General features: G+C 59.2%; 16 protein-coding genes. 7 read left to right on the plus strand and 9 right to left on the minus strand.

The features are described from left to right. Positions 1-134 precede the first annotated feature (134 nt). The 3 genes from ACFO3E_RS08960 to ACFO3E_RS08970 all read left to right on the plus strand — a co-directional run bounded on the left by ACFO3E_RS08960 (position 135) and on the right by ACFO3E_RS08970 (position 10996). A complete protein-coding gene (locus tag ACFO3E_RS08960; protein WP_380803940.1) occupies positions 135-3071 on the plus strand; it encodes a M10 family metallopeptidase C-terminal domain-containing protein in 2937 nt (978 codons plus the stop codon). A gap of 438 nt (positions 3072-3509) precedes the next feature. Continuing rightward, positions 3510-8903 (plus strand): HAMP domain-containing protein, encoded by a 5394-nt coding sequence (locus ACFO3E_RS08965; RefSeq protein WP_380803942.1) that lies wholly within the window; start codon positions 3510-3512, stop codon positions 8901-8903. Continuing rightward, a complete protein-coding gene (locus ACFO3E_RS08970) occupies positions 8900-10996 on the plus strand; it encodes a response regulator (RefSeq protein WP_380803944.1) in 2097 nt (698 codons plus the stop codon). Before ACFO3E_RS08965 ends, ACFO3E_RS08970 begins: the two co-directional genes overlap by 4 nt. Before the next feature lie 518 nt (positions 10997-11514). Here the strand turns inward: ACFO3E_RS08970 and ACFO3E_RS08975 are convergent. Further along, entirely contained in the window at positions 11515-12237 is a 723-nt protein-coding gene (locus ACFO3E_RS08975) for a Crp/Fnr family transcriptional regulator (RefSeq protein ID WP_380803947.1), read from the minus strand. A gap of 173 nt (positions 12238-12410) precedes the next feature. On the opposite strand from ACFO3E_RS08975, the gene ACFO3E_RS08980 reads away from it, so the two are divergent. The 4 genes from ACFO3E_RS08980 (at position 12411) to ACFO3E_RS08995 (ending at position 13632) form a co-directional block, all read left to right on the plus strand. Then, on the plus strand, positions 12411-12704 hold the full coding sequence (locus ACFO3E_RS08980; RefSeq protein WP_380803950.1) for a hypothetical protein: 294 nt from the start codon (positions 12411-12413) through the stop codon (positions 12702-12704). A 119-nt stretch (positions 12705-12823) separates the two neighbouring features. Continuing rightward, positions 12824-13000 (plus strand): hypothetical protein, encoded by a 177-nt coding sequence (locus ACFO3E_RS08985; RefSeq protein ID WP_380803953.1) that lies wholly within the window; start codon positions 12824-12826, stop codon positions 12998-13000. A gap of 221 nt (positions 13001-13221) precedes the next feature. Further along, positions 13222-13416, plus strand: coding sequence for a hypothetical protein (locus ACFO3E_RS08990; RefSeq protein ID WP_380803955.1), 195 nt, complete (start codon positions 13222-13224; stop codon positions 13414-13416). Between the two features lie 42 nt (positions 13417-13458). Beyond that, positions 13459-13632, plus strand: coding sequence for a hypothetical protein (locus ACFO3E_RS08995; RefSeq protein WP_197486405.1), 174 nt, complete (start codon positions 13459-13461; stop codon positions 13630-13632). 325 nt (positions 13633-13957) lie between these two features. Here ACFO3E_RS08995 and ACFO3E_RS09000 read toward each other — a convergent pair whose 3' ends face one another. The 8 genes from ACFO3E_RS09000 to ACFO3E_RS09035 all read right to left on the minus strand — a co-directional run bounded on the left by ACFO3E_RS09000 (position 13958) and on the right by ACFO3E_RS09035 (position 24222). After that, positions 13958-14413: a Rossmann-fold NAD(P)-binding domain-containing protein gene (locus ACFO3E_RS09000; protein ID WP_380803958.1), complete on the minus strand. Its 456-nt coding sequence runs from the start codon at positions 14411-14413 to the stop codon at positions 13958-13960. A 1393-nt stretch (positions 14414-15806) separates the two neighbouring features. Further along, positions 15807-16043, minus strand: a complete 237-nt coding sequence (locus tag ACFO3E_RS09005; RefSeq protein WP_380803961.1) for a hypothetical protein — start codon at positions 16041-16043, stop codon at positions 15807-15809. A gap of 609 nt (positions 16044-16652) precedes the next feature. Beyond that, positions 16653-18254, minus strand: coding sequence for a chaperonin GroEL (gene groL / locus ACFO3E_RS09010; protein ID WP_380803964.1), 1602 nt, complete (start codon positions 18252-18254; stop codon positions 16653-16655). Between the two features lie 514 nt (positions 18255-18768). Then, positions 18769-19245, minus strand: coding sequence for a Csu type fimbrial protein (locus tag ACFO3E_RS09015; RefSeq protein ID WP_380803967.1), 477 nt, complete (start codon positions 19243-19245; stop codon positions 18769-18771). Beyond that, positions 19242-21479 (minus strand): fimbria/pilus outer membrane usher protein, encoded by a 2238-nt coding sequence (locus ACFO3E_RS09020; RefSeq protein ID WP_380803970.1) that lies wholly within the window; start codon positions 21477-21479, stop codon positions 19242-19244. Before ACFO3E_RS09020 ends, ACFO3E_RS09015 begins: the two co-directional genes overlap by 4 nt. A 153-nt stretch (positions 21480-21632) precedes the next feature. Continuing rightward, positions 21633-22289 (minus strand): fimbrial biogenesis chaperone, encoded by a 657-nt coding sequence (locus ACFO3E_RS09025; RefSeq protein ID WP_380803972.1) that lies wholly within the window; start codon positions 22287-22289, stop codon positions 21633-21635. Between the two features lie 94 nt (positions 22290-22383). Beyond that, on the minus strand, positions 22384-22839 hold the full coding sequence (locus ACFO3E_RS09030; protein WP_380803975.1) for a Csu type fimbrial protein: 456 nt from the start codon (positions 22837-22839) through the stop codon (positions 22384-22386). Between the two features lie 498 nt (positions 22840-23337). After that, on the minus strand, positions 23338-24222 hold the full coding sequence (locus ACFO3E_RS09035; protein ID WP_380803978.1) for a LysR family transcriptional regulator: 885 nt from the start codon (positions 24220-24222) through the stop codon (positions 23338-23340). Positions 24223-24232 lie beyond the last annotated feature (10 nt).

The raw sequence follows: 24232 nt of genomic DNA on the forward strand, positions 1-24232 counted from the left end.
GGACCGGTTCCCCTTCGCACGCAGCTTATGTCTCTTTATGGTGCGCCGTCCCCATTGCTTCCGTCTCGACTGTGATACGGGCTTGATGTTATCGTCCATGTCACGGACATGGAGCTGCGGGAGGGGGACGGGCTATGACGATCTATGCCGCATCAGGGGCGGAGTTTGACGCCAACTCCACCTACGCAAGAACGCAGGCCCATTCCGACGCCGCGACGCTGGCGGATGGCAGCGCGATCTTCATCTGGGTGGACGCCGATTTCAACACGAGCGCTAATCGCTACATCCGGGCGAAAATCTATGCGCCTGACGGGTCCGCGCAGAGTGCCGAATTGACGCTCGTATCAGGATCGAGCTTCATAAATCCGGCGGTAGCCGGCCTGACGGGTGGCGGTTTCGTCGTCACCTGGGAAGGTCAGATGACCGTCCAGGCGCAAATTTTCGACGCAAATGGTGTGGCTGCCGGAGCCGCCTTCAACGTGAGCCCGGCCGGTCTCTCCGCCGACCGCCCCGATGTGACGGCGCTCGATGGCGGCGGCTTCGCAATCAGCTGGCATGATGAAAGAACCAGCGGCACCGATACGTCGCGGTCCGGCGTCCATGTCCGCAGCTTCGACCAATATGGCGCAGCGCTGCAGCCGGACACACTCGTCAACCTTGCCACAATCGGCAACCAGGCAGATGCGTCGATTGCGGCCCTGCCCGGCGGCGGCTATGTCGTCACCTTCACGGACCGGGGCGGCTCGAGCTGGCTGATCAAGGCGCGCATCTATGACGCGGCAGGCGCGCCGGTCGGATCGGAATTTGTCGTCAATAGCGGGGCTGGCGCGACATCGGTTGAGTCGTCGGTAACTGTGCTTGCCAGCGGTGCCTTCGCTGTCGCCTGGTATGAGACCGGTACGGCCGAGAGCGGTCATGCAATCCAGCTTTTCTCTGCATCGGGCGGACGGATCGGATCGCAGATTAACGTGCCAAACGGCCTGTCGGGCACGCAGGTCGGCCCCAAATTGGTGGCGCTCGCCGAGGGCGGATTTGCCCTTGCATGGACTGCCAACACTGGGACGCTGAGCGATGGGTCGGGCCGCGCAGTGTTCGTCCAAGTCTTCGATGCGATGGGTCAGGCAGCCGGCGGTCCCATGCTTGCCAACAGCCAGACCCTTGGCGACCAGTTCGATCCGACGATTACCGCCCTGGGATCGGGTGGCTTCATGGTCAGCTGGACAGATAGTGCGGGCGCCGGAGCCGATGACGATCAGGTGAAGGCCCGGATCTTCACCCCGCAATATCCGGTCGAGATCACGTCGGACGGAGGCGCAGACGATGCCACCGTCACAGCCAACGAAAATCAGCTGAGCGTCACCCAGGTCGGGGCGACCGCCGGTAGTGCGTCGGCCGATATTCGCTACACGATCGATGGCGGCGAGGATGCGGGACTGTTCACCATCGATACCGCGTCCGGCCTGCTCAGCTTCCTCATGGCGCCGGACTTTGAAAGCCCATGGGGGAGCGACAATCTCTACACCGTTCGGGTCCGGGCGAGCAATATTTACTACAGCGATGCCCAGACAATCACTGTCAGCATCGGCGATGTGAATGAAGCGCCCCGCATCATCTCCAATGGTGGCGGCACGACCGCCTCACTACAACGACAGGAAAATTCGATCGCAGTGACTACTGTGGTTGCTTCCGATTTAGAAGGCGACGGAGTCACCTATGCGATCGCGGGCGGACCCGACGCGCATCTATTTGCCATCGACGCCGCGACAGGCGTGCTGACCTTCATCAATGCGCCAGACTTTGAGGCTCCGACGGATTTCGCCGAAGATAATTTCTACACCGTGGTGGTCGCCGCCAGCGATGGAACGCTTTCTTCAACCCAGCGGATCGAAATCCTCGTTGAAAATGTCAACGAGGCCCCACGCATCACCTCCTATGGTGGGGCCACTACGGCAGCTGTCCCCGTCATGGAAAACCAGCAGACAGGCGCACTCGTCCAGGCGACGGACGTCGAGAGTGGCGCAGTAACCTATGCGATCGCGGGGGGAGCCGACGCCGCATTATTCACCATCAACACGGCGACGGGTGAACTGCGGTTCAGAGCTGCGCCGGATTTTGAAATACCTGCAGACGCTGACCGCAACAATGTCTATAACGTGCTGGTCTCTGCGAGCGATGGAACTTTGTCTGCCACGCAGATGATCGAAATACGCGTCGAAAACGCCAATGAAGCACCTCTATTTCGGTCTTATGCCGGAGCCAGCAGCGTCTCTCTTGCGATCAGCGAAAACCAGCAAGGCGCGGCGTTCGTAAATGCAATCGACCCCGACGGCGCTGTCGTGACCTATGCACTGGCAGGTGCGGATGCCAATATGTTCGTGATCAACATGTTGACCGGGGAACTGCGTTTCAAATCCGCGCCCGATTTCGAAGCACCATCCGATGTGGATCGCAATAATACCTATGAGGTTCAGGTCACCGCCACAGACGGCAGTCTGAGCAGCGTTCAGTCGCTCCTGATCAGCGCAACCGACCTGACTGAGGCCGCCTATATCATCGGCACTGCCGGCAACGACCTCATCTCGGCGAGCAAAACGGTCGTCGGACAAGCTTTTGCGACAGCCTATGGGGACCGGATCGAGGGTCGAGGTGGTGCGGATATAATTTCCGGCGGAGGAGGCAACGACATTATCGACGGCGGAGCAGGTAATGACCGCCTGAACGGCGAAGCTGGGGCCGACATGCTCACCGGCGGGCTTGGCGCGGATATTTTTGAGTTTGCGAGCATCGCAGACAGCGGACCGGCCACGACCGATCGCATCATTGACTTCAGCCGACAACAGGGTGATATCATTTCGCTGGCGAACATCGACGCCAAGTCGTCAACAGTTGCGAACGATGCTTTTAAGTTCATCGGCACGAAGGCGTTCAGTAAGGAGGCCGGGCAGCTTCGCTATGATCAGTTCGGTGGAAACAGCTATTTGTCGGGCGATGTAAACGGTGATGCCATCGCTGATTTCCAGATCGAAATAATCGGCAGCGTCAAGTTTGCCGCCAACGATTTTATCCTGTAACTAACGACATTTATAGCGACAATATTGCCGGACTTAACTTCTGTAAACGAACATCTTACGTTTAGTAGCGGATTGGTTCCCTGTCGCTGGTCGGCCCACCAATCAGTGGGGCTAGCGAACATACGCGCCGATGGTCGCTGATGTCTGCTTCGGCAAGGTCCATCGTGACAGGATAGGCCTCGGCGGTCTTACCATCGCCGTCGAGCAGCGTCACAAGCGTCTTGAATTCTCCCCTTCGCGTACGGCGCCTGGTGACGCAATCGTTCGAAGGGACGCTTGGCCATCATTGCCCGCCGCTGCGGGAACCGGCCCTTAAGACGACATCGAGCTAGTGCCCTTTCGGAGGGTTATTTTTTTGCGTGCGACGGAGGTTGGCTCTGCTATGAGGCGAGACTGGCTGGCGGGGGGCGCTGTCCATCGGAAGTTCAGGAGTATGAAGTGAACGAGCAAGTGCCCCACAAAGCTTTGGATCGTCGCGACTTGCTGGCAGCGCTGAGGGGCTTTAGCCGAGGCGACTTCAGCGTTCGGCTGCCTGAGGATCTTGATGGGCAGGATGGCGAAATCGCACTTCTGTTCAATCAGGTCGTTGGTCTTGAAGAGCAGATGACGAGCGAATTTGAGCGTCTTTCCCACGTGGTAGGCAAGGACGGCAAGATCACGCAGAGGGGCCATGTCCCGGGTGCGATGGGGGGCTGGGAAGCGAAAATTCGCTCGGTCAACGAGCTTATCGAAGACATGGTCCAGCCCACCGCGGAGGTCGCGCGTGTCATCGGCGCCGTGGCCAAGGGGGACCTGTCACAGTCGATGACAGTCGAAATCGATGGTCGCCCGCTGCGCGGAGAATTTCTCCGCATCGGCAAGGTCGTGAATACGATGGTAGAGCAGCTCGCATCCTTTGCCTCGGAAGTGACCCGCGTGGCGCGTGAGGTGGGGACTGAGGGCAAGCTCGGTGGGCAGGCGACGGTGAAGGGCGTCGCCGGCACCTGGAAAGACCTTACCGACAACGTCAACGCCATGGCGACCAACCTCACGGGGCAGGTGCGCAACATCGCTGAAGTGACGACCGCCGTTGCCTCGGGTGATCTTTCCAAGAAAATCACGGTCGAGGTGAAGGGGGAGATCCTTGAGCTGAAGAACACGATCAACGTCATGGTCGATCAGCTTAACAGCTTCGCCTCGGAAGTGACGCGCGTGGCGCGCGAGGTGGGCACAGAGGGCAAGCTCGGCGGGCAGGCGCAGGTCGAAGGCGTCGGCGGCACGTGGAAGGACTTGACCGATAACGTCAACCTGATGGCCGACAATCTCACTGGCCAGGTGCGCAATATCGCGGAAGTGACGACGGCAGTCGCTTCGGGTGACCTTTCCAAGAAGATTACCGTCGATGTGAAGGGCGAAATCCTGGAGCTCAAGAACACCATCAACGTCATGGTGGACCAGCTCAACAGCTTCGCATCGGAAGTGACCCGCGTCGCCCGCGAGGTGGGTACCGAAGGCAAGCTGGGCGGACAGGCGCAGGTGCCCGGCGTCGCGGGCACCTGGAAGGATTTGACCGATAACGTCAACCTGATGGCTGACAATCTCACCGGCCAGGTGCGCAACATCGCCGAAGTGACGACGGCGGTCGCTTCGGGTGACCTTTCCAAGAAGATCACCGTCGACGTGAAGGGCGAAATCCTGGAGCTGAAGAACACGATCAACACAATGGTGGATCAGCTCAACAGCTTCGCGTCTGAAGTGACCCGCGTGGCTCGTGAGGTGGGTACCGAGGGCAAGCTGGGTGGGCAGGCCCAGGTGCGCGGCGTCGCAGGTACATGGGCGGACCTCACCGATAATGTGAACCTCATGGCCGCGAACCTCACTGGCCAGGTCCGCAACATCGCGGACGTCACGACCGCCGTGGCCAAGGGGGACCTGTCGAAAAAAATCACGGTGGAAGTGAAGGGCGAAATCCTAGAGCTTAAGAACACCATCAACACCATGGTGGACCAGCTAAACGGTTTCGCCTCGGAAGTGACACGCGTGGCACGCGAAGTCGGCTCGGAGGGGAAGCTTGGCGGGCAGGCGAAGGTGGAAGGGGTCGCCGGCACTTGGGCGGATCTGACCGATTCTGTCAATCTCATGGCGGGCAACCTGACCGCGCAGGTCCGAAACATCGCCGAAGTCACAACCGCCGTCGCCAGAGGCGACCTGTCCAAGAAAATCACCGTCGATGTGCGGGGGGAAATTCTTGAGCTGAAGGACACCATCAACGTGATGGTTGATCAGCTCAATTCCTTCGCCTCGGAAGTGACGCGCGTGGCGCGCGAAGTGGGGTCAGAGGGTAAGCTTGGGGGCCAGGCACAGGTGGAAGGCGTCGGCGGCACCTGGAAGGACTTGACCGACAATGTGAACGACCTGGCGGCTAATTTGACCGGGCAGGTCCGTAACATCGCCGAAGTGACGACCGCGGTGGCCTTAGGCGACTTGTCCAAAAAGATCACGGTGGATGTGAAGGGCGAAATCCTGGAGCTGAAGAACACCATCAACACCATGGTGGACCAGCTCAATAGCTTCGCGTCGGAGGTCACCCGCGTGGCGCGCGAGGTGGGCACCGAGGGCAAGTTGGGCGGGCAGGCTCAGGTCCGCGGCGTGGCCGGGACATGGGCGGACCTCACCGACAATGTGAACCTGATGGCGGCGAACCTCACTGGCCAAGTTCGCAACATCGCGGACGTGACCACTGCCGTTGCCCGTGGCGACCTTTCCAAGAAAATCACCGTCGATGTAAAGGGTGAAATCCTGGAGCTGAAGAATACCATCAACGTGATGGTCGATCAGCTGAACGGCTTCGCCTCCGAGGTGACGCGCGTGGCTCGCGAAGTCGGTACCGAAGGCAAGCTCGGCGGACAGGCCCAGGTCCCCGGCGTGGGGGGCACCTGGAAGGACCTGACTGACAATGTCAACCTGATGGCGACCAATCTCACCAATCAGGTGCGTGGTATTGCCGAGGTCGTTACGGCGGTGGCGCAGGGCGACCTCAAGCGCAAGCTCACCGTGGACGCCAAGGGAGAGATTGCCGCGCTAGCCGAAACGATCAACTTCATGATTGAAACGCTTGCCACCTTCGCCGACCAGGTGACTAACATGGCACGCGAAGTGGGTATCGAGGGCAAGCTGGGCGGACAGGCGCGTGTGCCGGGTGCCGCTGGCTTGTGGCGCGACCTGACTGACAACGTAAACCAGCTCGCCGCCAATCTTACCAACCAGGTTCGATCAATTGCGGACGTGGCCACCGCGGTTACAAAGGGCGATCTTACGCGGTCCATCGCCGTTGAAGCTTCGGGCGAGATGGCCGCGCTCAAGGACAATATCAACGAGATGATCCGCAACCTCAAGGACCAGACCTTGAAGAATGCGGAGCAGGACTGGCTCAAGACCAACCTCGCCCGGTTCAGCCGCATGCTGCAGGGCGAGCGGGATCTGACCACCGTTTCCAATCTCATCATGTCGGAACTGGCGCCGCTGGTGAACGCTCAATATGGCGTGTTTTATGTCACTGAGCGCGATGGCGACGAAATGGCGCTCGAGCTTGCTTCCAGCTATGGGGCCGAAAGCCGCGAGGACCTCAAGGCCAAGTTCAGGCTGCGAGAGGGGTTGGTAGGGCAAGCCGCAGCGGACAAGCGGCCCATCCTGCTGCAAAATGTCCCGGGCGACTTCATTCGGATCGGCTCTGGCCTTGGCACCGCAAGCCCCGCCAGTGTCGCCATCCTCCCCGCGTTATTCGAGGATGAGGTGAAGGCTGTAATCGAGCTCGCCTCGTTCAACGAGTTCAGCGAAACCCATCAGAGCTTTCTCGACCAGCTCATGGAATCGGTCGGCATCGTGCTGAACACGATTGCCGCGACAATGCGGACCGAGGGCCTACTCAAACAGTCCCAGCTCCTCACGCAGGAGCTTCAGGCACGGCAGACTGAACTCACCACCAAGCAGGAAGAATTGCACGCGACCAACGAGGAGCTACAGGAAAAGGCGCAGTTGCTGGAAAATGAAAAGCGGCAAGTGGAAGCCAAGAACCTGGAAATCGAGATGGCCAGGCGCGCTCTAGAAGAAAAAGCCGAACAGCTCGCGCTTACGTCAAAATATAAATCCGAATTCCTTGCCAATATGAGTCATGAGCTACGCACGCCGCTCAACTCGCTCCTGATCCTCTCGAAATTGCTCTCCGACAATCCTCAGGGCAATTTGAACGACAAGCAGGTGGAATTCGCGCGCACCATCAACTCGGCTGGGTCGGACCTGCTCAACCTCATCAACGATATTCTCGATCTCTCCAAGATCGAGTCCGGCACCGTGTCGATCGAGGTCGGCGAGATGCCAATGGAAAGCCTCAGCCTGCATATGGAGCGCACCTTTCGCCAGCTGGCGGCGGACAAGAGGCTCAACTTCAGCGTCGACTTCGACGCAGGATTGCCGGCGACGATCCGCACCGACGAGAAACGGCTGCAACAGATCGTACTCAACCTCCTGTCCAACGCGTTCAAATTCACCGCGGTCGGCGGCGTGACCCTGTCCGTGCGCACCGCTTTTCAGGGATGGAGCACCAACCATCCCATTTTGCGCGGCGCAGAAAAGGCCATCGAAATCGCCGTCACGGATACGGGCATCGGCATTCCACAGGACAAGCAGAAGCTCATTTTCGAGGCGTTCCAGCAGGCCGACGGCACCACCAGCCGGAAATATGGCGGCACGGGCCTGGGTCTTTCCATCAGCCGCGAGATCGCCCGCTTGTTGGGCGGTGAGCTGCAGGTTCGTTCTACGCCAAATGAAGGATCGACATTCACCTTATTCCTTCCCGAAACGGTCGCATCGCCGACGATCATTCAGGCCGGCACGCCGGCACGCTATGATAATGGCGGCGCGCTCGTACCTTCTGCCCTGCCGGGCGCGTTCGAGGTGAGCGATGATCGCGACACGTTGGACGGTTCTCCCTTCGTGCTGATCGTAGAAGATGATCCGACATTCGCATCCATCCTTCTGGATATAGCGCGAAGCGCGGGCCTGAAGGGCGTGGTATCGACCGCTGGAGCGGGGACGCTGGCGATGGCGCGCAAACTTCAGCCACATGCCATCACCCTTGATCTAGGTCTATCGGATATCGACGGCTTCGTGCTGCTTGACCTATTGAAGCACGATCCCCAGACGGCGCATCTACCCATTCATATCATCTCGGGCGCCGACAAGATCGCGAGGGCGCTGGATCTGGGGGCTGACGGGGTGACCGAAAAGCCGGCAGACAAGGAAAGCCTGTCGACTGTGTTCAGGCAGCTTGCGGAGCTCATTGAGACGAAAGCCACCTCGGCAGAACTGATTGCCCACCGTCGGAACGAGGAAGCCAGTCCGGCGCGGGGTGTGCTGCAGCTGGAGGGCGCAAAGATCCTCATCGTCGATGACGATATTCGCAACATCTATTCTCTGACGAGCGTCCTTGAAAGCTATGGCGTGGAGGTTCTCCACGCGGAAAGCGGCAAGGACGGTATCCTCATTCTGGAGCAGACGCCAAAGATCGACCTTGCGCTCATAGACATCATGATGCCGGAAATGGACGGATACGAGACGATGCAGCAGGTGCGGATGCGCCCAGCACTCGCCAGCCTTCCGCTCATCGCCGTCACGGCCAAGGCCATGAAGGGCGACCGGCAAAAATGTCTGGACGCCGGCGCTTCTGATTATATCGCCAAGCCGGTAGACATCGACCTCCTGCTGGCGCTGCTCCGCGTGTGGATTGTGCGATCACGCGAAGCGAGCCTTGAAGCGCCGAACCTCAAGCTCGTCGAGCGGGTCGGCTCCGAATGAAAAGCAGTGATCTTGCTGTCGGCCCGATGGCATCGCCACACCCAACCGCAGTGGAAGGTAGTGAGATTTCGCTGCAAAAGGCTCGCGTGCTCGTGGTCGATGACGATGAGCGCAACCTGCTCGCCATGTCCCATGTGCTGCAGGATGTGGCGGAGGTTGTGCTCGCCAATTCCGGCGAAGAGGCGCTGCGACAGCTGCTCAAGGCCGAGTTCGCGGTCATTCTACTCGACGTCTACATGCCCGGCATCGACGGCTACGAGACGGCCAGGATCATCCGGTCCCGGGAGCAAACCAAACGCGTGCCGATCGTGTTCCTGACAGCCGTGAACAAGGATGACGAACATCTTTTGCGCGGCTATGCGATGGGCGCGGTCGATTATGTCTTCAAGCCAGTCGAACCCATGGTCGTTCGGTCCAAGGTGACCGTGTTCGTTGATCTGTTCAACATGACCAAGGAAGTCCAGCGCAAGGCTCGGCTGGAGCAACAATTGCTTGATGCCAATCTTCGCGCCAATGCCGAGAGACTGCGGATCGAGCAGGATCTGCGCCGCGCAGAGCAGCGCCAGGCCGCGATCATCCACTCCCTGCCGATCATTCTATATCTAGAAGACCTGGCAGCGCAGGCTCGGGTGCCCAAATTCGTGAGCGGCAATTTCGCGGCGCTCACGGGTTTTGAACTGAGCGAACTGCAGGCCTCACCTGGCCTGTGGTCCGAGCGTCTGCATCCTGATGACCGGGATCGTGTGTTGGCCGCGCTGGCTGACCGTCCAAGTCGCCCAATATTCTCCACCGAATATCGCTGGCGATGCGCCGACGGAAGTTATCGTCACTTTCTGGACCAGGCGGTGTTGCTACCCGATCCATCCGGCAATCCCGTGGAATATGCTGGCACCCTGCTCGACATTACGGAGCGCAAGGAGCTGGAAAGCCAACTGACGCAAGCGCGCAAGATGGACGCCATCGGACAACTCACCGGCGGGATTGCGCATGACTTCAATAATCTGTTAGCCGCCGTCTTAGGCGGACTCGGCTTGATAGAACGGCGCTTGCCCTTAACAGAAGAGCATCTTAAGATCGTAGGGATGACGCGGCATGCCGCCGAACAAGGGGCTGAATTGGTAAAGCGCCTTTTGGCTTTTGCCCGACGTCAAAAGCTCGAACCGGAAGTCATCAACGTGGCCTCGCTCGCCGGCTCGGTCGCGGATCTTCTGGAGCATTCACTCGGCGGCCTGGTTGAACTTAAATGGGATGTGCGCAGTGATATCGGCCGCGTCTACGCTGACCCGACACAGCTTGAATTGGCGCTGATGAACCTCATCATTAACGCTCGCGACGCAATGCCCGAGGGTGGTGTTGTCACCATCTCGGCAATGAACGCGCAAATTGACGAGGCACATGCATCAAAGGACTTGGTGGCGGGCGATTACATCGTCTTAACTGTCGAGGACGAAGGGACAGGCATCTCGCCCGAGATACTCGACCAGGTTCTTGAACCGTTCTTTACCACAAAGGCTGTCGGAAAAGGAACGGGCCTGGGCCTCAGCATGGTCTATGGTTTCGCAAGGCAGTCAGGGGGATCCGTTCGAGTAGAAAGTGAGGTCGGCATCGGGACAAGCGTTTCTATTTGGCTGCCGCAGCCTTCCGCGTTCAGCCTTCGGCGCCATCTTCTTGATGATACTTCCAAAGGTTTGACATCTCCAGTCGGGCTCCGGTTTAACATCCTACTTGTGGACGACAATATAGCAGTTCGTGCGACAACCGCAGCGCTGCTACAAGACCTTGGTCACACAGTGAAGGAAGCCGGTGACGCCGAAGAGGCGCTGGATCTTTTCAGGATCGACCCTACGGCGATAGATATTGTGGTGAGTGATTACGCGATGCCGAGAATTTCCGGGACTGATCTGGTGAGAAATATTCGGGCATTACGACCCGGAATGCCTGCATTGATAGTTACTGGCTACGCGGAGCAGGCGATATCATCTGAAGTTACGATACTCACGAAGCCGTTTGAAGCAGACCATCTGACCGAATTTCTAAACAAGGTGTGGGAGGACAGCCTAGTCTTGGAACAGGCCGATGGCGACACCGAATAATCGATCCAGCGCGCGCGAGCACCTCTGCCACCTCTGCCGACGCTTTTCGAATGTTTGATTGAAAAGTTGGCCTCGTCCGGCGCGGGCCTTCCCCTCCCGCGTAACTATCGCGAGAGCTTGGCTCGGGCGCCAATGTTGGACCTGGATAATGCGAAACTTGCGTAATTTTTTTCTGGTTTGCCTTGTGCTTATGTGAGCAGCGTGACCGGTGCCGCTGGGGAAGGCGTAATCTTCCAGGGATCAGCTGCACAGTCCTAGGCCGTTGAGGAGGCTTACGCGAACATCTTCCATCAGCTCAGACTAAACCCGTCTACCGGTCCCTTTCTGGATCACAGTGGCCTAGTTTGAATTTTTCGATCAGAAACGATGTCTCTGATCCTGATTTTCACCAGTTCGCAGCCGCGCCGCTCGGGAAACGCCACAATAGTCGGGCTGACGGTTCACCAGAGCATGTGCAACATAGATTTTATTCTGGATGCTCGCAGCACAATTTGGCCGGTCAGGTCCCGGCCCTTTATTTACGCTGCACGTCTTAATCGTCGATGAAGGTAATTTTCGTCAAATCCGGCAATTTGGACCAGCTTGCCTGGATCAGCCACCAGAAGGCTTCCACGTTGCAGTATCATCGCCCCGCTCACGCGCAACTCCTTCAGAACCCTGTTCAGATGCACCGGGGTCATGCCAAGCGAGTCCGCGAGCAGAAGCTGCGACAAGGGCAAGGCAAGTTCCGGTTCATCCGTCAAACCGATGTTTCGGGCTCTGAGATACAACTCGCACATGAGGTGCGCGACACGCTCGATACTTGTTCGCCGCCCCATGCTCGTGATCCAGGCCCGCATGGTGCCTTCATCGACGAGTTGTGCGACGTACATCGCCTTCGCAATACCGGGGCGACGATCCATGAGCTCATCCATCTCCGTCCGGTCAATCGTTGCCACGAGCGCAGGCGTGATGGTTTGAATGCTGTGATCCATTTCGGCCAGCAGGCCAATGTGCAGGTCGCATGCGTCGCCCGGCATGAGGAATGCCAAAACCTGACGAGTCCCATTGGGCAAGATCTTGTAGCGGCACGCCCATCCCTCTAGGACAACGAACACGGGCCCTGGCCGATCGCCTTCGCGAATAAGATCGCGCCGACCCGCGACGTTCCTCGGTTTGGAAGTCGCAGCTTTGAGGGCGGCGACGTCCTCGTCGCTTAAAGGGCCGAAGCCGTGCAGCTTGTCGATGAAGCGGTTTTCCACGCAACCTCATCCCACAGGACACCCCACATTAATATTGTTCAAAGTTATTGTCGAATGTTGATGTAAGTGCTGGTTTGCACGCGCTAGAGCGTTATACCAGTCCCATCGTCGAACCGTCTACAGACACCGGCGGCTGAGAGACAGGCACTCTCGACTGAACCGGGAAAGCTGACATGGCCGATCTACGCTCCAACGATAATGACAGCAAGCGAGCTGGATCAGAGCCAACTCGAGAGCCCGATGCCTATGGCCAAGCCGCGATGCTGTTAGTGGAAAGTCTGATTCATGCCCTCATCGCGCGATCGGTCATCAGCGTGGTGGATGCTGTCGAGATCGTTGGCGTTGCAGCGGAAGTGAAGGAGGAGATCGGGCTGGAACTCGGCGACGGACCCGCGACCATGCAAAGATCAGTGACACTGCTTAGGGCAATCAGTGCGAGCCTAAAGCCAGACATCGAGCGCGAATAGGCACGTTTGACCAAGACTCCCGCGAAAAGACAAAAATCCGCCCATCCTCAAACAATGATCCATGTTGCAGATAAGCTTCATACTCTCGGCTAGGATCTGACGAGTTGGGAGTATGCCACATGCGCGATTTCGATTCGGTGGAATATTACCTATCTCGCGAAGAGAAAGAGCGGGCGCTTGCCGCGGCGGCATTGGACCCGAAAATCGCGGCGATCCACCTAGACATGGCCGAACGCTATGCTGCCATCATAATGCAATCGGCGCTGCCCCGTGCAGCGAACCATGGAGAACCATGACCCGCGCGCTATTCGGCATGGAATTGCGACGTCGGCGTAGCACCGGTCGCTTGTGCGGAGATCACGGATCCTCGCTACCTGATGATCAAAGTCACGGCCTTTGCAATTGTAGATCGGGCCTGCATCTGCTCGGCGGCTATCAACCGACGATGGAAGCTGGCGACACGGCACAACCGCGCTAACCCAATTTGGGAGAAGAAGGGCGGCTACACGGGCACGCAATGAGCACGCGCTGGCGATGCATTGACGAAGCAGAGTCTCGGCGCCGATCGGATCAGGCCCACCTACTGCGCGATCGCGAACTGCTGACGATGCGGGCCAATCAGGTGACGTTCGCTGATCCTGCCGCCTTCTATCGCCTCAGCGAATTTAATCCGGACCATCACTTCATCAATGATGCTGTGATGGAACACTGATCGCCTTTTGTCGTTCAATCCCTTATCAAAACGGAGATGGATATGGCCGGCCAGCCCTATTCTGACGTCGGAAAAGCTGTCGCGGAGGAGGGACAGGTCCTGCTGGACGGGCCGGACGGCATTGCGATCGCCCTGACCCCGGAAGCTGCCGAAATGACGGGTTGGGAATTAATCCGTGCCGCGGCGGAGGCTCGCCTGCAGCTAAGGGAGAGCTAATCCGCATCAAGGCCGAAACGACGACGATGCGTCCCCCGCCCGGCCGTCATGCCATCTCTCGATGCTGCCGCACTGCTGTGGTCCAGGCGCTTACCTCGGGCGGGCGGTGAAGTCGAAGTATGCTTCCTGCTTGCTCCTCCGGGCCGCAAATGTCGGCAAGGGCTATTGCCTTCCACTATTATCCGTCGAACCGACGATTGCTACCTTCGACCTGGCAGTGGCCGGCGTCCATCAGGGTGAGATCGAAATCAAGGCACAGCAGAACGTGCTGGTCGTGACTGACCGCAAAAGTGACAGCGAGGAACGCCATTGCAGACCGGTAGGCTCATTCCGCAGCCCCGGAGGTGAACGTGCCGATGGCGTTCGATCGTGTGCCCACGTCCTTGCTCTGCGTTGGCACGCCGAGTTCCTGGGCAAAGAAAGCGCAGGTTATCGCTAATCCTTCCTTGAGCGAGACGCGTGGTTCCCAGCCCAACATGCTTCGTGCCCGTTTGATGCCTGGCCGCCGGCGTCGCGGATCGTCGACCGGAAGCGGCGTGAACTTCACGTCCGAAACCGTGCCCGTCTCGGCCACGACATGGTCGAGCAGATCGAGGATGCGATGTTCTTCCGGGTTGCCCAGATTGACCGGGACCAAAACCGGCATCGGCGCTTCCATCAAGCGGACCAATCCGTCCACCATGTTCTGGAAGAAACCCGAGCCCCAATCCCCGTCGACCAGATGCCACCAATCCTGCGCCTGCGCTTGCCATCGCGGCGAGTTATCCGCGCGGTGTACCAATTGGCGGGCAGGGCAGGATTCTTGACCCTGTCTCCTTCAGCGCGCTTATTCCACTAGGAAGTTGGCTGTTGACGTAATTTCACACAGTTTGATGTGCTCGCACGCGGGTACTTTGTACCCTAGAGCTACAGCGCCTCAACGATGCGCCGGATGATTCGAGGTGTGAGGAAGAAGTTCTCGCTGCAGAGGCAAGGCAAACCAATCCATAGGCGAATCACCGCTCAATCGCAGCGGCTTTCCGGTCGAGAGCCTTGGCTTTGCGATCTGCCTCATCACGTAACTTTGCTGCCTCCGCCTCCAGCCTCTCGGCCTCAACGTCGGCCTGCCGCTGATAGTTTTGGCCCTCAGCCTCCAAAGCCTCTGCAGAGGCCTCTCTCGATTTCCTCGCTGCGGCATTGGCACGATCCTGTGCCTCGCCGGCTTTTTCAGCGGGGCCTGACCCCCCATAGGGCAGGCCTGCTGCGTTGGCCGCAGCCCGATCCTGCTCTTCTCCCGCTTGCTCGGCGGGGCCGTCACATGCCGCCAACCAAAACAATGCCGTGAGCATGAGAGACGATGTCTTCATCATTTAAGAGCCTTGAAACCACATCGGATGAACGTTTCGAGCTGCGAGAAGGTTGCGCTCTGCTTTCCCCAGCTAGCTGCAGTCGTTGACCGGCACCGATGTTGGCGCGGCGAGGCCGATACAGATTGGCGGCCTTCCGGGTTCAGGCAACAAATAGGCAAGGCCTTAGAGTACTGAGAACTGTATATTGCACATGATCGGTTAAATATAAGCGACGCAGCTGCTCCCTCATGATACAAGGGAAATCGAAGGCCTGCAGGCGGTCATGGCGGACTGCGCGTTGATCTACGAGAACGCACCAGCAAATAGTCGATCCTTGGCCGTGATCTGACAGCCTGCCGAAACGCCCAGCCCAGCCCAAGGAATTCCCGATGGCCAAAAGTCAGAAAAGATCGAACCGTGAAGTTCGCAAACCAAAAGCAGAAAAGTCTAAAAAGAATGCGTCCAATCCGACGCAAAAACCTGGCGCAGTGAGTATCGTTACCCTGAAAAGCTGATCGCGACACGGCTGGCCGGGGGTGCATCGTCCAGTGGAATGAAGCCCCGGCCGGTTCTTCGATCTGTGCCGATCAAGCGACACCAGAGCACTTCTGCACCGTCCGCGCCCCAAACATTTCGCCTTCGGCCTGCATGCGATTAAGGTCCCTGCGCACGGTGTCGGGATCGCCACTATGCGGGAAGCGGCTGTCGCCCCTCGTTACCCGCACTCCTACCCAGCCCGGGCGCCCATGTTGGGCGATCAGCCAGCACCAAACGACTCTCTCTCACCGTTCATCGCACAGTTCCTGTCATGGCTGCCGCGGCGGGCTGGGAATGCTTCTATCCTGATCATGATTGGCGCGTCAGAGCCTCCTCCTCTAAACGGAATTCCATAGCGATTGCTGCGTCCGCACGGCTGAGCACGTCGGGCGTTCCCGTTTCGCGCGCTTCGGCCTCCGCAGCCTGTATCTCCCAGACACCGGCGGCCTTCAGCGCTATCCCTCGCACCTTCTCGAGGGAGGAGGCGGCGGCGACCTGCCGATGGTGCGCCGCCTGACGTTTACACATAGCTGAGTTGTTGAGCATGGCGTTGTCCTATCGGTGGCCCCAAGGCGGAGCGTTCCGGACCCGCAGTGGGACCCAGCGCGGGCGTGCAAGCGGTAAAACAGAAGGAGCGACCTGTTTCGCCAAGGGGGGGGGCAGGCGAATTGGCACTTCTCTGAGCAGCTTTCTGATCGCGTTCCAATGCAGCAGTGAGATGCGCCGGATCAATCGGATGGTTTTCAATGCAAGAACCTCTTTCAAGACGAAGCGTCATCGCTGTCCGGTGAAAAGCCGTGCGAGCAATGCCGTCCAGCATCTCCTCTTCCGTTTTCACTTCATAGGAGCCTGGAGGCAGAGGTTAGTCGAATTCCGGCAGTTGAAACGGCGCAATACTACCGTTTCACGCCTGGTGCGGATGGTCATGATGACGGCTCGACGTCGTTAAGATGGGTGTAAAGCAGAGCGTCACGCATCCGATATGTCCCGCTCGCAGGCGGGAGCACGATGGTCTCTCTGTCACGACATGCCTGCAGCACGATGAGGGTGATGGCTCACCGTATCACAAGATCCCATGGGATCTTGCATTTATTCGCCTGCGCCAGACGGCGGAAATCGCTTCCCCCCTTAGAAGTCCATGCCCGAAGGCATCGCCTATGACCCGTTCCCCCCCTCCTCGCTCAGATCGGCGACCGCTGCTTCGGTAGTGATGAGCAGCCCCGCGATCGAAGCGGCATCCTGCAACGCGGTTCGGACGACTTTCGTCGGATCGATGACCCCGGACTGAAATAGGTTTTCATATCGTTCGGTCTGCGCATTAAAGCCAAAATTTTCATCGCGCCCGTCAAGCAGCCTGCCGGCAACCACGCCGCCATTACATCCAGCATTTTCCGCAATCTGCCAGAGTGGTGCCTGCAGCGCCTTACGAATGATATCGACGCCGCGGCGCTGATCCTCATTGAGGGGACTTACATGGTCCAGCGCCTTCGACGCGTAAAGGAGCGCGGTGCCCCCGCCTGGCAATATTCCTTCCGCCACCGCGGCACGCGTCGCGTGCAGAGCGTCCTCGACGCGATCCTTCCGCTCCTTGACTTCAAGCTCCGAAGCGCCGCCGACCTTGATAACGGCAACACCCCCGGACAGCTTGGCGAGCCGCTCCTTCAGCTTTTCCCTGTCATAGTCGTTTCTTGCAGCCTCGATCTGGCCCCGGATCCCTTCGACACGAGCCTGAATGGCGTCGGGGCTCCCGGCGCCATAAACGATCGTGGTCGTGTCCTTCGTGATCGACACGCGCTTCGCCGTCCCAAGCATCTCTAGGGTGACATTCTCCAGCTTGATGCCACGGTCGTCGGTCACGACGTCGCTCGCAGTGAGGATAGCCAGATCTTCGAGCATGGCCTTGCGCCGATCACCAAAGCCCGGCGCCTTGACGGCCACAACCTTCAGACCACCACGGAGCTTATTGACCACCAGTGTCGAAAGGGCATCGCCTTCGACATCCTCAGCGAGGATGAGCAGAGAGCGGTGCGCCTTTGCCACCGCTTCGAGAATGGGGAGGATTGCCTGGATATTCCCCATCTTCTTCTCGTGGATGAGGATATAGGGGTCCTCCAGTTCGACGGACATGTTCTCGCTATTCGTAACAAAATAGGGTGACAGATACCCCCGATCGAACTGCATGCCTTCGACCACATCGAGTTCGAACTCGGTACCGGTCGCCTCCTCGATCGTGATCACACCCTCTTTGCCGACCCTCTCCATCGCTTCGGCAATCCAGTTGCCAACCACTTCGTCGCCATTGGCGGAGACAATACCGACTTGGGCGATCTCCTGATTATTCGCCACTGGCTTGGAACGCCCCTTCAGTTCGGCCACTACGGCGGTTACGGCGAGGTCGATGCCGCGTTTGAGGTCCATCGGATCGATGCCGGCCGCCACTGACTTCATCCCCTCTCGAACGATCGCCTGCGCAAGCACCGTCGCCGTGGTGGTGCCGTCTCCGGCATGATCATGCGCTCGGGAGGCGACCGCGCGGATCATCTGCGCGCCCATATTCTCAAACTTGTCCCTGAACTCGACCTCCTTGGCGACGGTCACGCCGTCCTTTGTGATCCGCGGCGCGCCGAAGTTTCTGTTGATGAGGACGTTGCGGCCCTTGGGGCCAAGTGTCACGCGCACCGCATTGGCGAGGATATCGACGCCGCGTGCTATGCCTTCGCGAGCTTCATGGGCGAATTTTACGTCTTTGGCTGCCATCGTGGTCGACTTCCTGGCGCTGGTTCCGTGACTGGTTGTCACTTTCACAAGCAGGAGCCAGCGCTACCTTGCGATCTGGCACTACCAGGTGGAGAGCGCCAATAAACCCATATGCGCCTTGCCCAGTATTACAGCAAGCGGGCCAAATAGCTAGGCTGCATAACTTTGTTCGAAACAGACTTTTTCTGAGCTGGGGGCTACGCACCAACCCAGCACCATATTGACAACGAGACCCACGGACAGCCACCGCTTCCGCGCAGCAGTTTGATGAGCGTCTGCGTAGCGCCGACGGGCGCTACAGGCCATTCGGCGCTCGTGGAGGCTCTGGAAATCGCCGCTGATCAAAGAATGTTGGATTAGCGCTCGACACTATTGGCGCCCCACGTGGCGGCCTAAAGCAAGGAGGACTTGCTCAAGTGCAAAATGGCATAGGGTAGAGGGAGCCCTTAGGGGGAGGCACGCTGATGCACGACCCCATCGCAAGCATTTCGCCCTAGGCCTCTCATCTCGGTGCTCAATAAGTGATGGTGACAATCACGCTGTCGGCATAGGGCCCGGCTTGCACCCATTGCCCCGCCGGAATTCGGCCATAGACAGAGACGGTCTGGCTAAAGGATAAAAGGCCCGTCAAGCTCGCACTGACGATGCTCGTTCCCGCCGAGCCCGCTCCCCAGATGGAGGTTCGGCTACTGTTCGAATAAAGATTATAGTTCAGGCTGGCGGCTCCGTGCGACATTTGGCGGGCGAGCGCATTGCCTGAACTGCCCGGGCTCATGGCGATGTCTATGGTACCAGCCAGCGAAACCACACCCGTGCAACTGAGCGTGACGCTTCCCAAGCCGTCCTTTGGGCTCGAGGAGCCGGGGTCATAGCCGCCAAAGCTCACGCCCGTCGTCGAAGCCGAACAGCTGCATAATGTGCAGGCCCAGCCGGGCGTCGGCATGGTCATGCTGACGACAGCAGTCAACCCATATCCTAGGACTTTCATCATTTTCCCTCCTGCAATGGCACACAGGGCAAGGGCACGATGCCTGCCATGGCCTGATCGGCTGACCAGGCCGGAACAACAACGCGACAGGCCGTAGCTGGGCCGGTCAGCACAACTTCCTGTCCCGCATGTGCATCGGCCAGAAAGACCGCGCCATCATGTCCGGTGACGCCAGGTGCGGCGCCAGCCACAGTGGCAAGCAGGCCTTCCGCTACCGCTCGGCCGCTTGCATCGATCACGCGCAATGTGACGGGATGTGCGGACGGTTCGCCAAAACTGACCCTAACGGCCTGCCTGTAGCCTGGAACGACGGTCTTTTCCGCAGACGTGACAATCACGTCGATAGGCAGATCGTCCACATCAATGGCAATCCGGTTGCCAGAATAGGGTTGCAGCCCTGTGATGACGGCGTGGCTACCGCCGCCCGCTTTTCGCGCGACTGGGCGGTTTTCAAAAAGGACCGTCACCTCCTCGTCAGCAATCACATCGACCACGGCAAAGGCATAGTCGAGTTGGGGCACGGCGATGATTTGCCCGCCTACCCGCAACAACGCACCCCGCGCCTGCAGGCGCATATTTTCAGCATTGCCGGTTTGGCTCGCTGACAGATCGATGTCGCCCGCCGCCGTACGCCATGTAACTCCGCCTTCCACAAGTGAGAGGCCTCCGGCTGCGCGCGAGGCGAACAGACGATAGCCCCAGCCCTTATCCGGTGGCGGGGTCCGGCCGGCGCTGGCCGCGACCCGCTTGCCGTCAATAAACAAACCCGCACTGGCACGCGTGCCGAAGGGCAGGGTGAGCGACCCGAACAGGCTGTTGTTCCGTTGTTCAGCCATCCGCGTCTGACGTGCCCCCAGTGAGAGCCAAGCGGGTCCGATATTGGTCGCGTAGGAGACTGAGCCGGAAGAAAAACGACGCCCCTCTCCACTATCGTTTTCCACATAATTGGCATTCATGCTGCCCAGCCGCCCAAGTAGCAGGCTGCTTGCCACGATAAATTCCCGACGCTTTTCAGGCGACGGGACGTCATCACCGACCTGGACTAGGGCGGCATTTTCCTCCTGATAGCTGGCTGTAAGGGAATAGCGAGGGGTGATCCGCTGGAACTGCGCGCGCCACATGAGCCCACTGCCAAGACGGCTCCGCGACGCGGCCGCCGACAATGCGACCTCGCCCCAAGAGGACAGAATGAGGCCCAGCCCCAATCCGGCCAACTGCACAGTTTCGTTCGCCTCCATTCGCCCTCCCAGTGTCAGCCCCCCGCCAAGCCCGTGGCGCCAGAAACCAGACGCGAACGGCGCGCCATAGGAAAAGCTGCGCGCGCCGAAATCTTTGCGCAAAAATCCCGCCTCCAGTGAGAAGTCGTCCAGCCCCTCCCGCAGCAGGCGCGGACTGGTGTAGAAACTCTGCGTCACGGTGCGCGCAGCGCCGTTGACGTCACGCATCGTCATCGTCACCTCTCCGCCGCCCGTGAACACCGGCTGATAATCGATGGCGAAATCACCCGGCTGCACCGCGATGCTCTGGCGGATGCTCGCGGCCGCCAGCTCGACCACCGATGGCAAAGCGGACGATCCCGAAAGCCTGGGCAAGGCATAGGTTATGTCATTAGGCGCTAGTGAAAAGTCCGTCCCTAGGCTTATCCCCGCAAAACGAACTGGCCGGTTCCAGTCGCCGCCCCGCGTCACCGCATCGCCCAGCATCAGCCGAAGGCGCTGATCAGGAAAGTCGCGGATGAAATTGCTGTCGAGCCTGACGGCGCCTCCACTGTCCGCCCCTTCCTGGATAACGGCCGTGGTGCCAAGGACGCCCCACCCGCCGGACATCCCTGCATCCACGATCGCAGAAGCAGACCATCGGCCGCTCCATCGCGACAGGGACAGGTCATAGCCTAGATATTGGACAGGCGCGGCCTCCATGACGGGCAAGCTGTGCTGCGACCTGCCGACATGAGTGGCTGTGAACAGCGTCGGAGCTGCATCGATCAGCAGCGTTGCTCCCATACTGTCCAACTTAGCCGACAGATCGGGGAGGCCAGTCAAAGAGGCGAACTCCGTGCCGTCCACGCTGATCTGCGGTCGCCCCACCGGCAGCCGGAGGCCCCACTGGCCGGGTATGTCCCGCCTTACGAATAATGCACCCGCACTCTCGATGATCAGACAGGGTTCGCTTACCGGGCGCCCATTGATGACCACACCGACTGGCATCGCCCGCATCTTGGCTTGTGCGCCAGGCATAGGAGTTGTGGTAATTGCAAGAGCGACAGGGAGGTCTGACGCATCGGACGCCACGCTTTGTTGCGGCAAGGAGATCAGCAAGAGGACCGCCAGAATAGAGGCCGCCTCTCCCTCGCGTCGCAGTGCGGGAGCGGTTGCCACCGAACGCGATCCTCACTGGTCGCTGCTGGCGCGGGAAGCGATCAACGCCCCTCGTGTGGTTTCGATTTCCACCCCGGCAATGCTGCTGCCGTCCAAGGGTCCGATCGGTAACGGAATGCGTCCGTCCGCCAGAAGATAGAAGCCCTTGTCCAGCTTCACGGCTCTTGTGCTCCCGTTCGCAAGTCGCAGGTTCACTGCTGTGCCCTGAATATGGCGGTCGCCCTGGTTGATGAGACTCAGCGTGGCGCCCTTTGCCCCCATATGCACTGACCAGCGAAGCAACGGTGCCGCACCGGATGGGGCGCGGAACAGAGGAATACTGACGCGAAGCAACGTCCGCACCGTACCAGGCGCCGCCGTCGATGTCGGAAGTTCGTCAATGACGAGCCGGTAACTTTCTTCGCGGGATCCGCTCTTGGGAGGGAGGCCGCAACGGATCAGGCGGGTTTCCCCCGCAGGGATGCTGACAATCGACGGGTTGACCATAGGACCTGTATCAGGGTCCAGCAGGTCATTACCCCCGCCATCCTTGCGCCAGCCAAAGCCCCTAACTTGTACCGTCGCCGGGTTCACATCGTCATTGGCGATGGTGAGCGCACAAAATTGCTTCTCGGCCGCAAGTTCGATCCGCACCGGTAGGATACGAAGCGAAGCCGCGTCCGCCGGCATTCCAGCCGCTGTCAGCAGAGCGCATAACCCTGCCGCCGCCAGAACCCGCCGGGGTCTGGCACGGAATGATCTTCCTGTCATGGCTGATTTCTTTTCAGTAACTCACGGTGACGGTCACCGTGTCGGTATAAGTTCCAGCGCCAACATCCTGTTGTTGGGGAATGCGGCCATAGACGGTGAAGGACATCGGCAGGATGGTCGATGCGGTCTGCGAAACCGTGTCCGATCCAGGCGTATTGCCCCAGTTGGTGCTGCGTCCCCCATTGCTGTAGAGCGAATAGCTCAGCGGGGTTACGCCGTTCAACATCTGTCGGGTGGTGACAGTGGCGCCCCCAGTGCTTCCAGCATTGAGCCCGATATTGAACATTGTTCCTGGGGTACAGGTTACGTTGATGGTGCTGGTGGAGTCTGTCGGTGTGGTAGATGTCGGATTATAGGTCCCGAAGGCCATGTTTGTTGCCGTAACGAGGCAGGCGTTCAGCACTGTCGCTGAAACCCCCATGGTCGTCGTGGTTTCTGTTGCCCACGCCTCATACGGTAAGAGAACCATAGCCAAAACTATGCCTGATCTATACACGACGCCTCTCTCCTCAACAAAAGCTGACACGTCTTAATCTTGATCAAAATTCTGGCAAAAAAATGTTACGGAACCGTTATCGGTTGGGTTTCAGCGACATGGAAGTGCCGATCATCTGAAAAATCTTACATATAGCACGTCCAGGACCACGGATGCGGACGCATATCACTTTGGTCATATACCGTTATCGGTAGCGGTAGATTATATTTGGACGGGACTGCAACGCTTCCAATATTGTGTCCAAGAAATGGATACCAAGATTCACTTCACGGTAACTGGAACGGACGATCGGCAACCTCCATCTGTCACGTCATCGGCTTCCTAGCGTCGTGCGAAAGGCTGGATCATGCGGCGAGCTGTCAGCTTCCCCTTCGCTCTTCAGGCGGCGCCTACGGTATCTTGCGGGACATCCAGCAACACTCGGCCGGCCGGCCACGGGCGAGATCCTCGTCGGAAGACCAAGGCGCACCGTCACGACACGGCGAGGACGGTTGCTGCCTGCTTCTGTATGAGACCGGATACCGCCTGGATGCGTGCGAGCTTGGTCATATCACGATGGGTCACCAGCCAGAAGCTGCGCGTGATTTCGACATCATCGCCCAGCAACCTGACCAAGCCCGGATGATTTGCAGCCATGAAATCCGGGAGCACGCCTATGCCAGCGCCATCAAGGACCAGACGGCGCTGAATTCCGATGCTGCTTGATCGCAATATGGCCTCCGCACCTGTCTGAACTTCGTCCAAATAGTCGAGTTCCGGTGCGAATATGAATTCCGGCACATAGCCGACCAGCACATGATCCTGAAGATCGCGACGATCTGCCAAACGGCCCTTGCGCTCCAGATATTCCGGCGAGGCATAGAGATGCAGCCGATAGTCGGCGAGCCGCTGCACGGAAAGGTTACCGCGTTGCGGCCGGGCGAGCATGACGGCCATGTCCGCTTCCCGCTTCGATGGATTGAGGAAGCCCGAAGCCGTCACGACATCCAAGTGAATGCCTGGATGCTGCGCATGGAAGGACGGCAGGCCGGGCGCGAGTATCCATGCCCCAAATCCTTCCGCTACCGAAATCCGCACATGGCCGTTCAGGCTTTGCCGTTCACCCTTGACCTCCGCAACGGCGGCAAGCGCGGCGCCTTCGATGCTTTCGGCATGCCGGAACAATGCTATGCCTCGATGAGTAAGAACGCGGTCCGGCCCGGCCTGCTCGAACAATTCCGCGTCGAGGGTTTGAGCGAGCCGGGAAAGACGCCGGGAAATGGTTGTCGCATCCATCCCGAGCGCACGCGCTGCGGGCGCCATCCGCTTCATGCGCGCGACAGTCAGGAACAGGCGCAGATCATCCCAGTCGAACATCGGCTTCCTC

The organism is Sphingobium tyrosinilyticum, assembly GCF_042654265.1.
In the GTDB taxonomy this organism is placed as follows: Bacteria; Pseudomonadota; Alphaproteobacteria; order Sphingomonadales; family Sphingomonadaceae; genus Sphingobium; species Sphingobium tyrosinilyticum.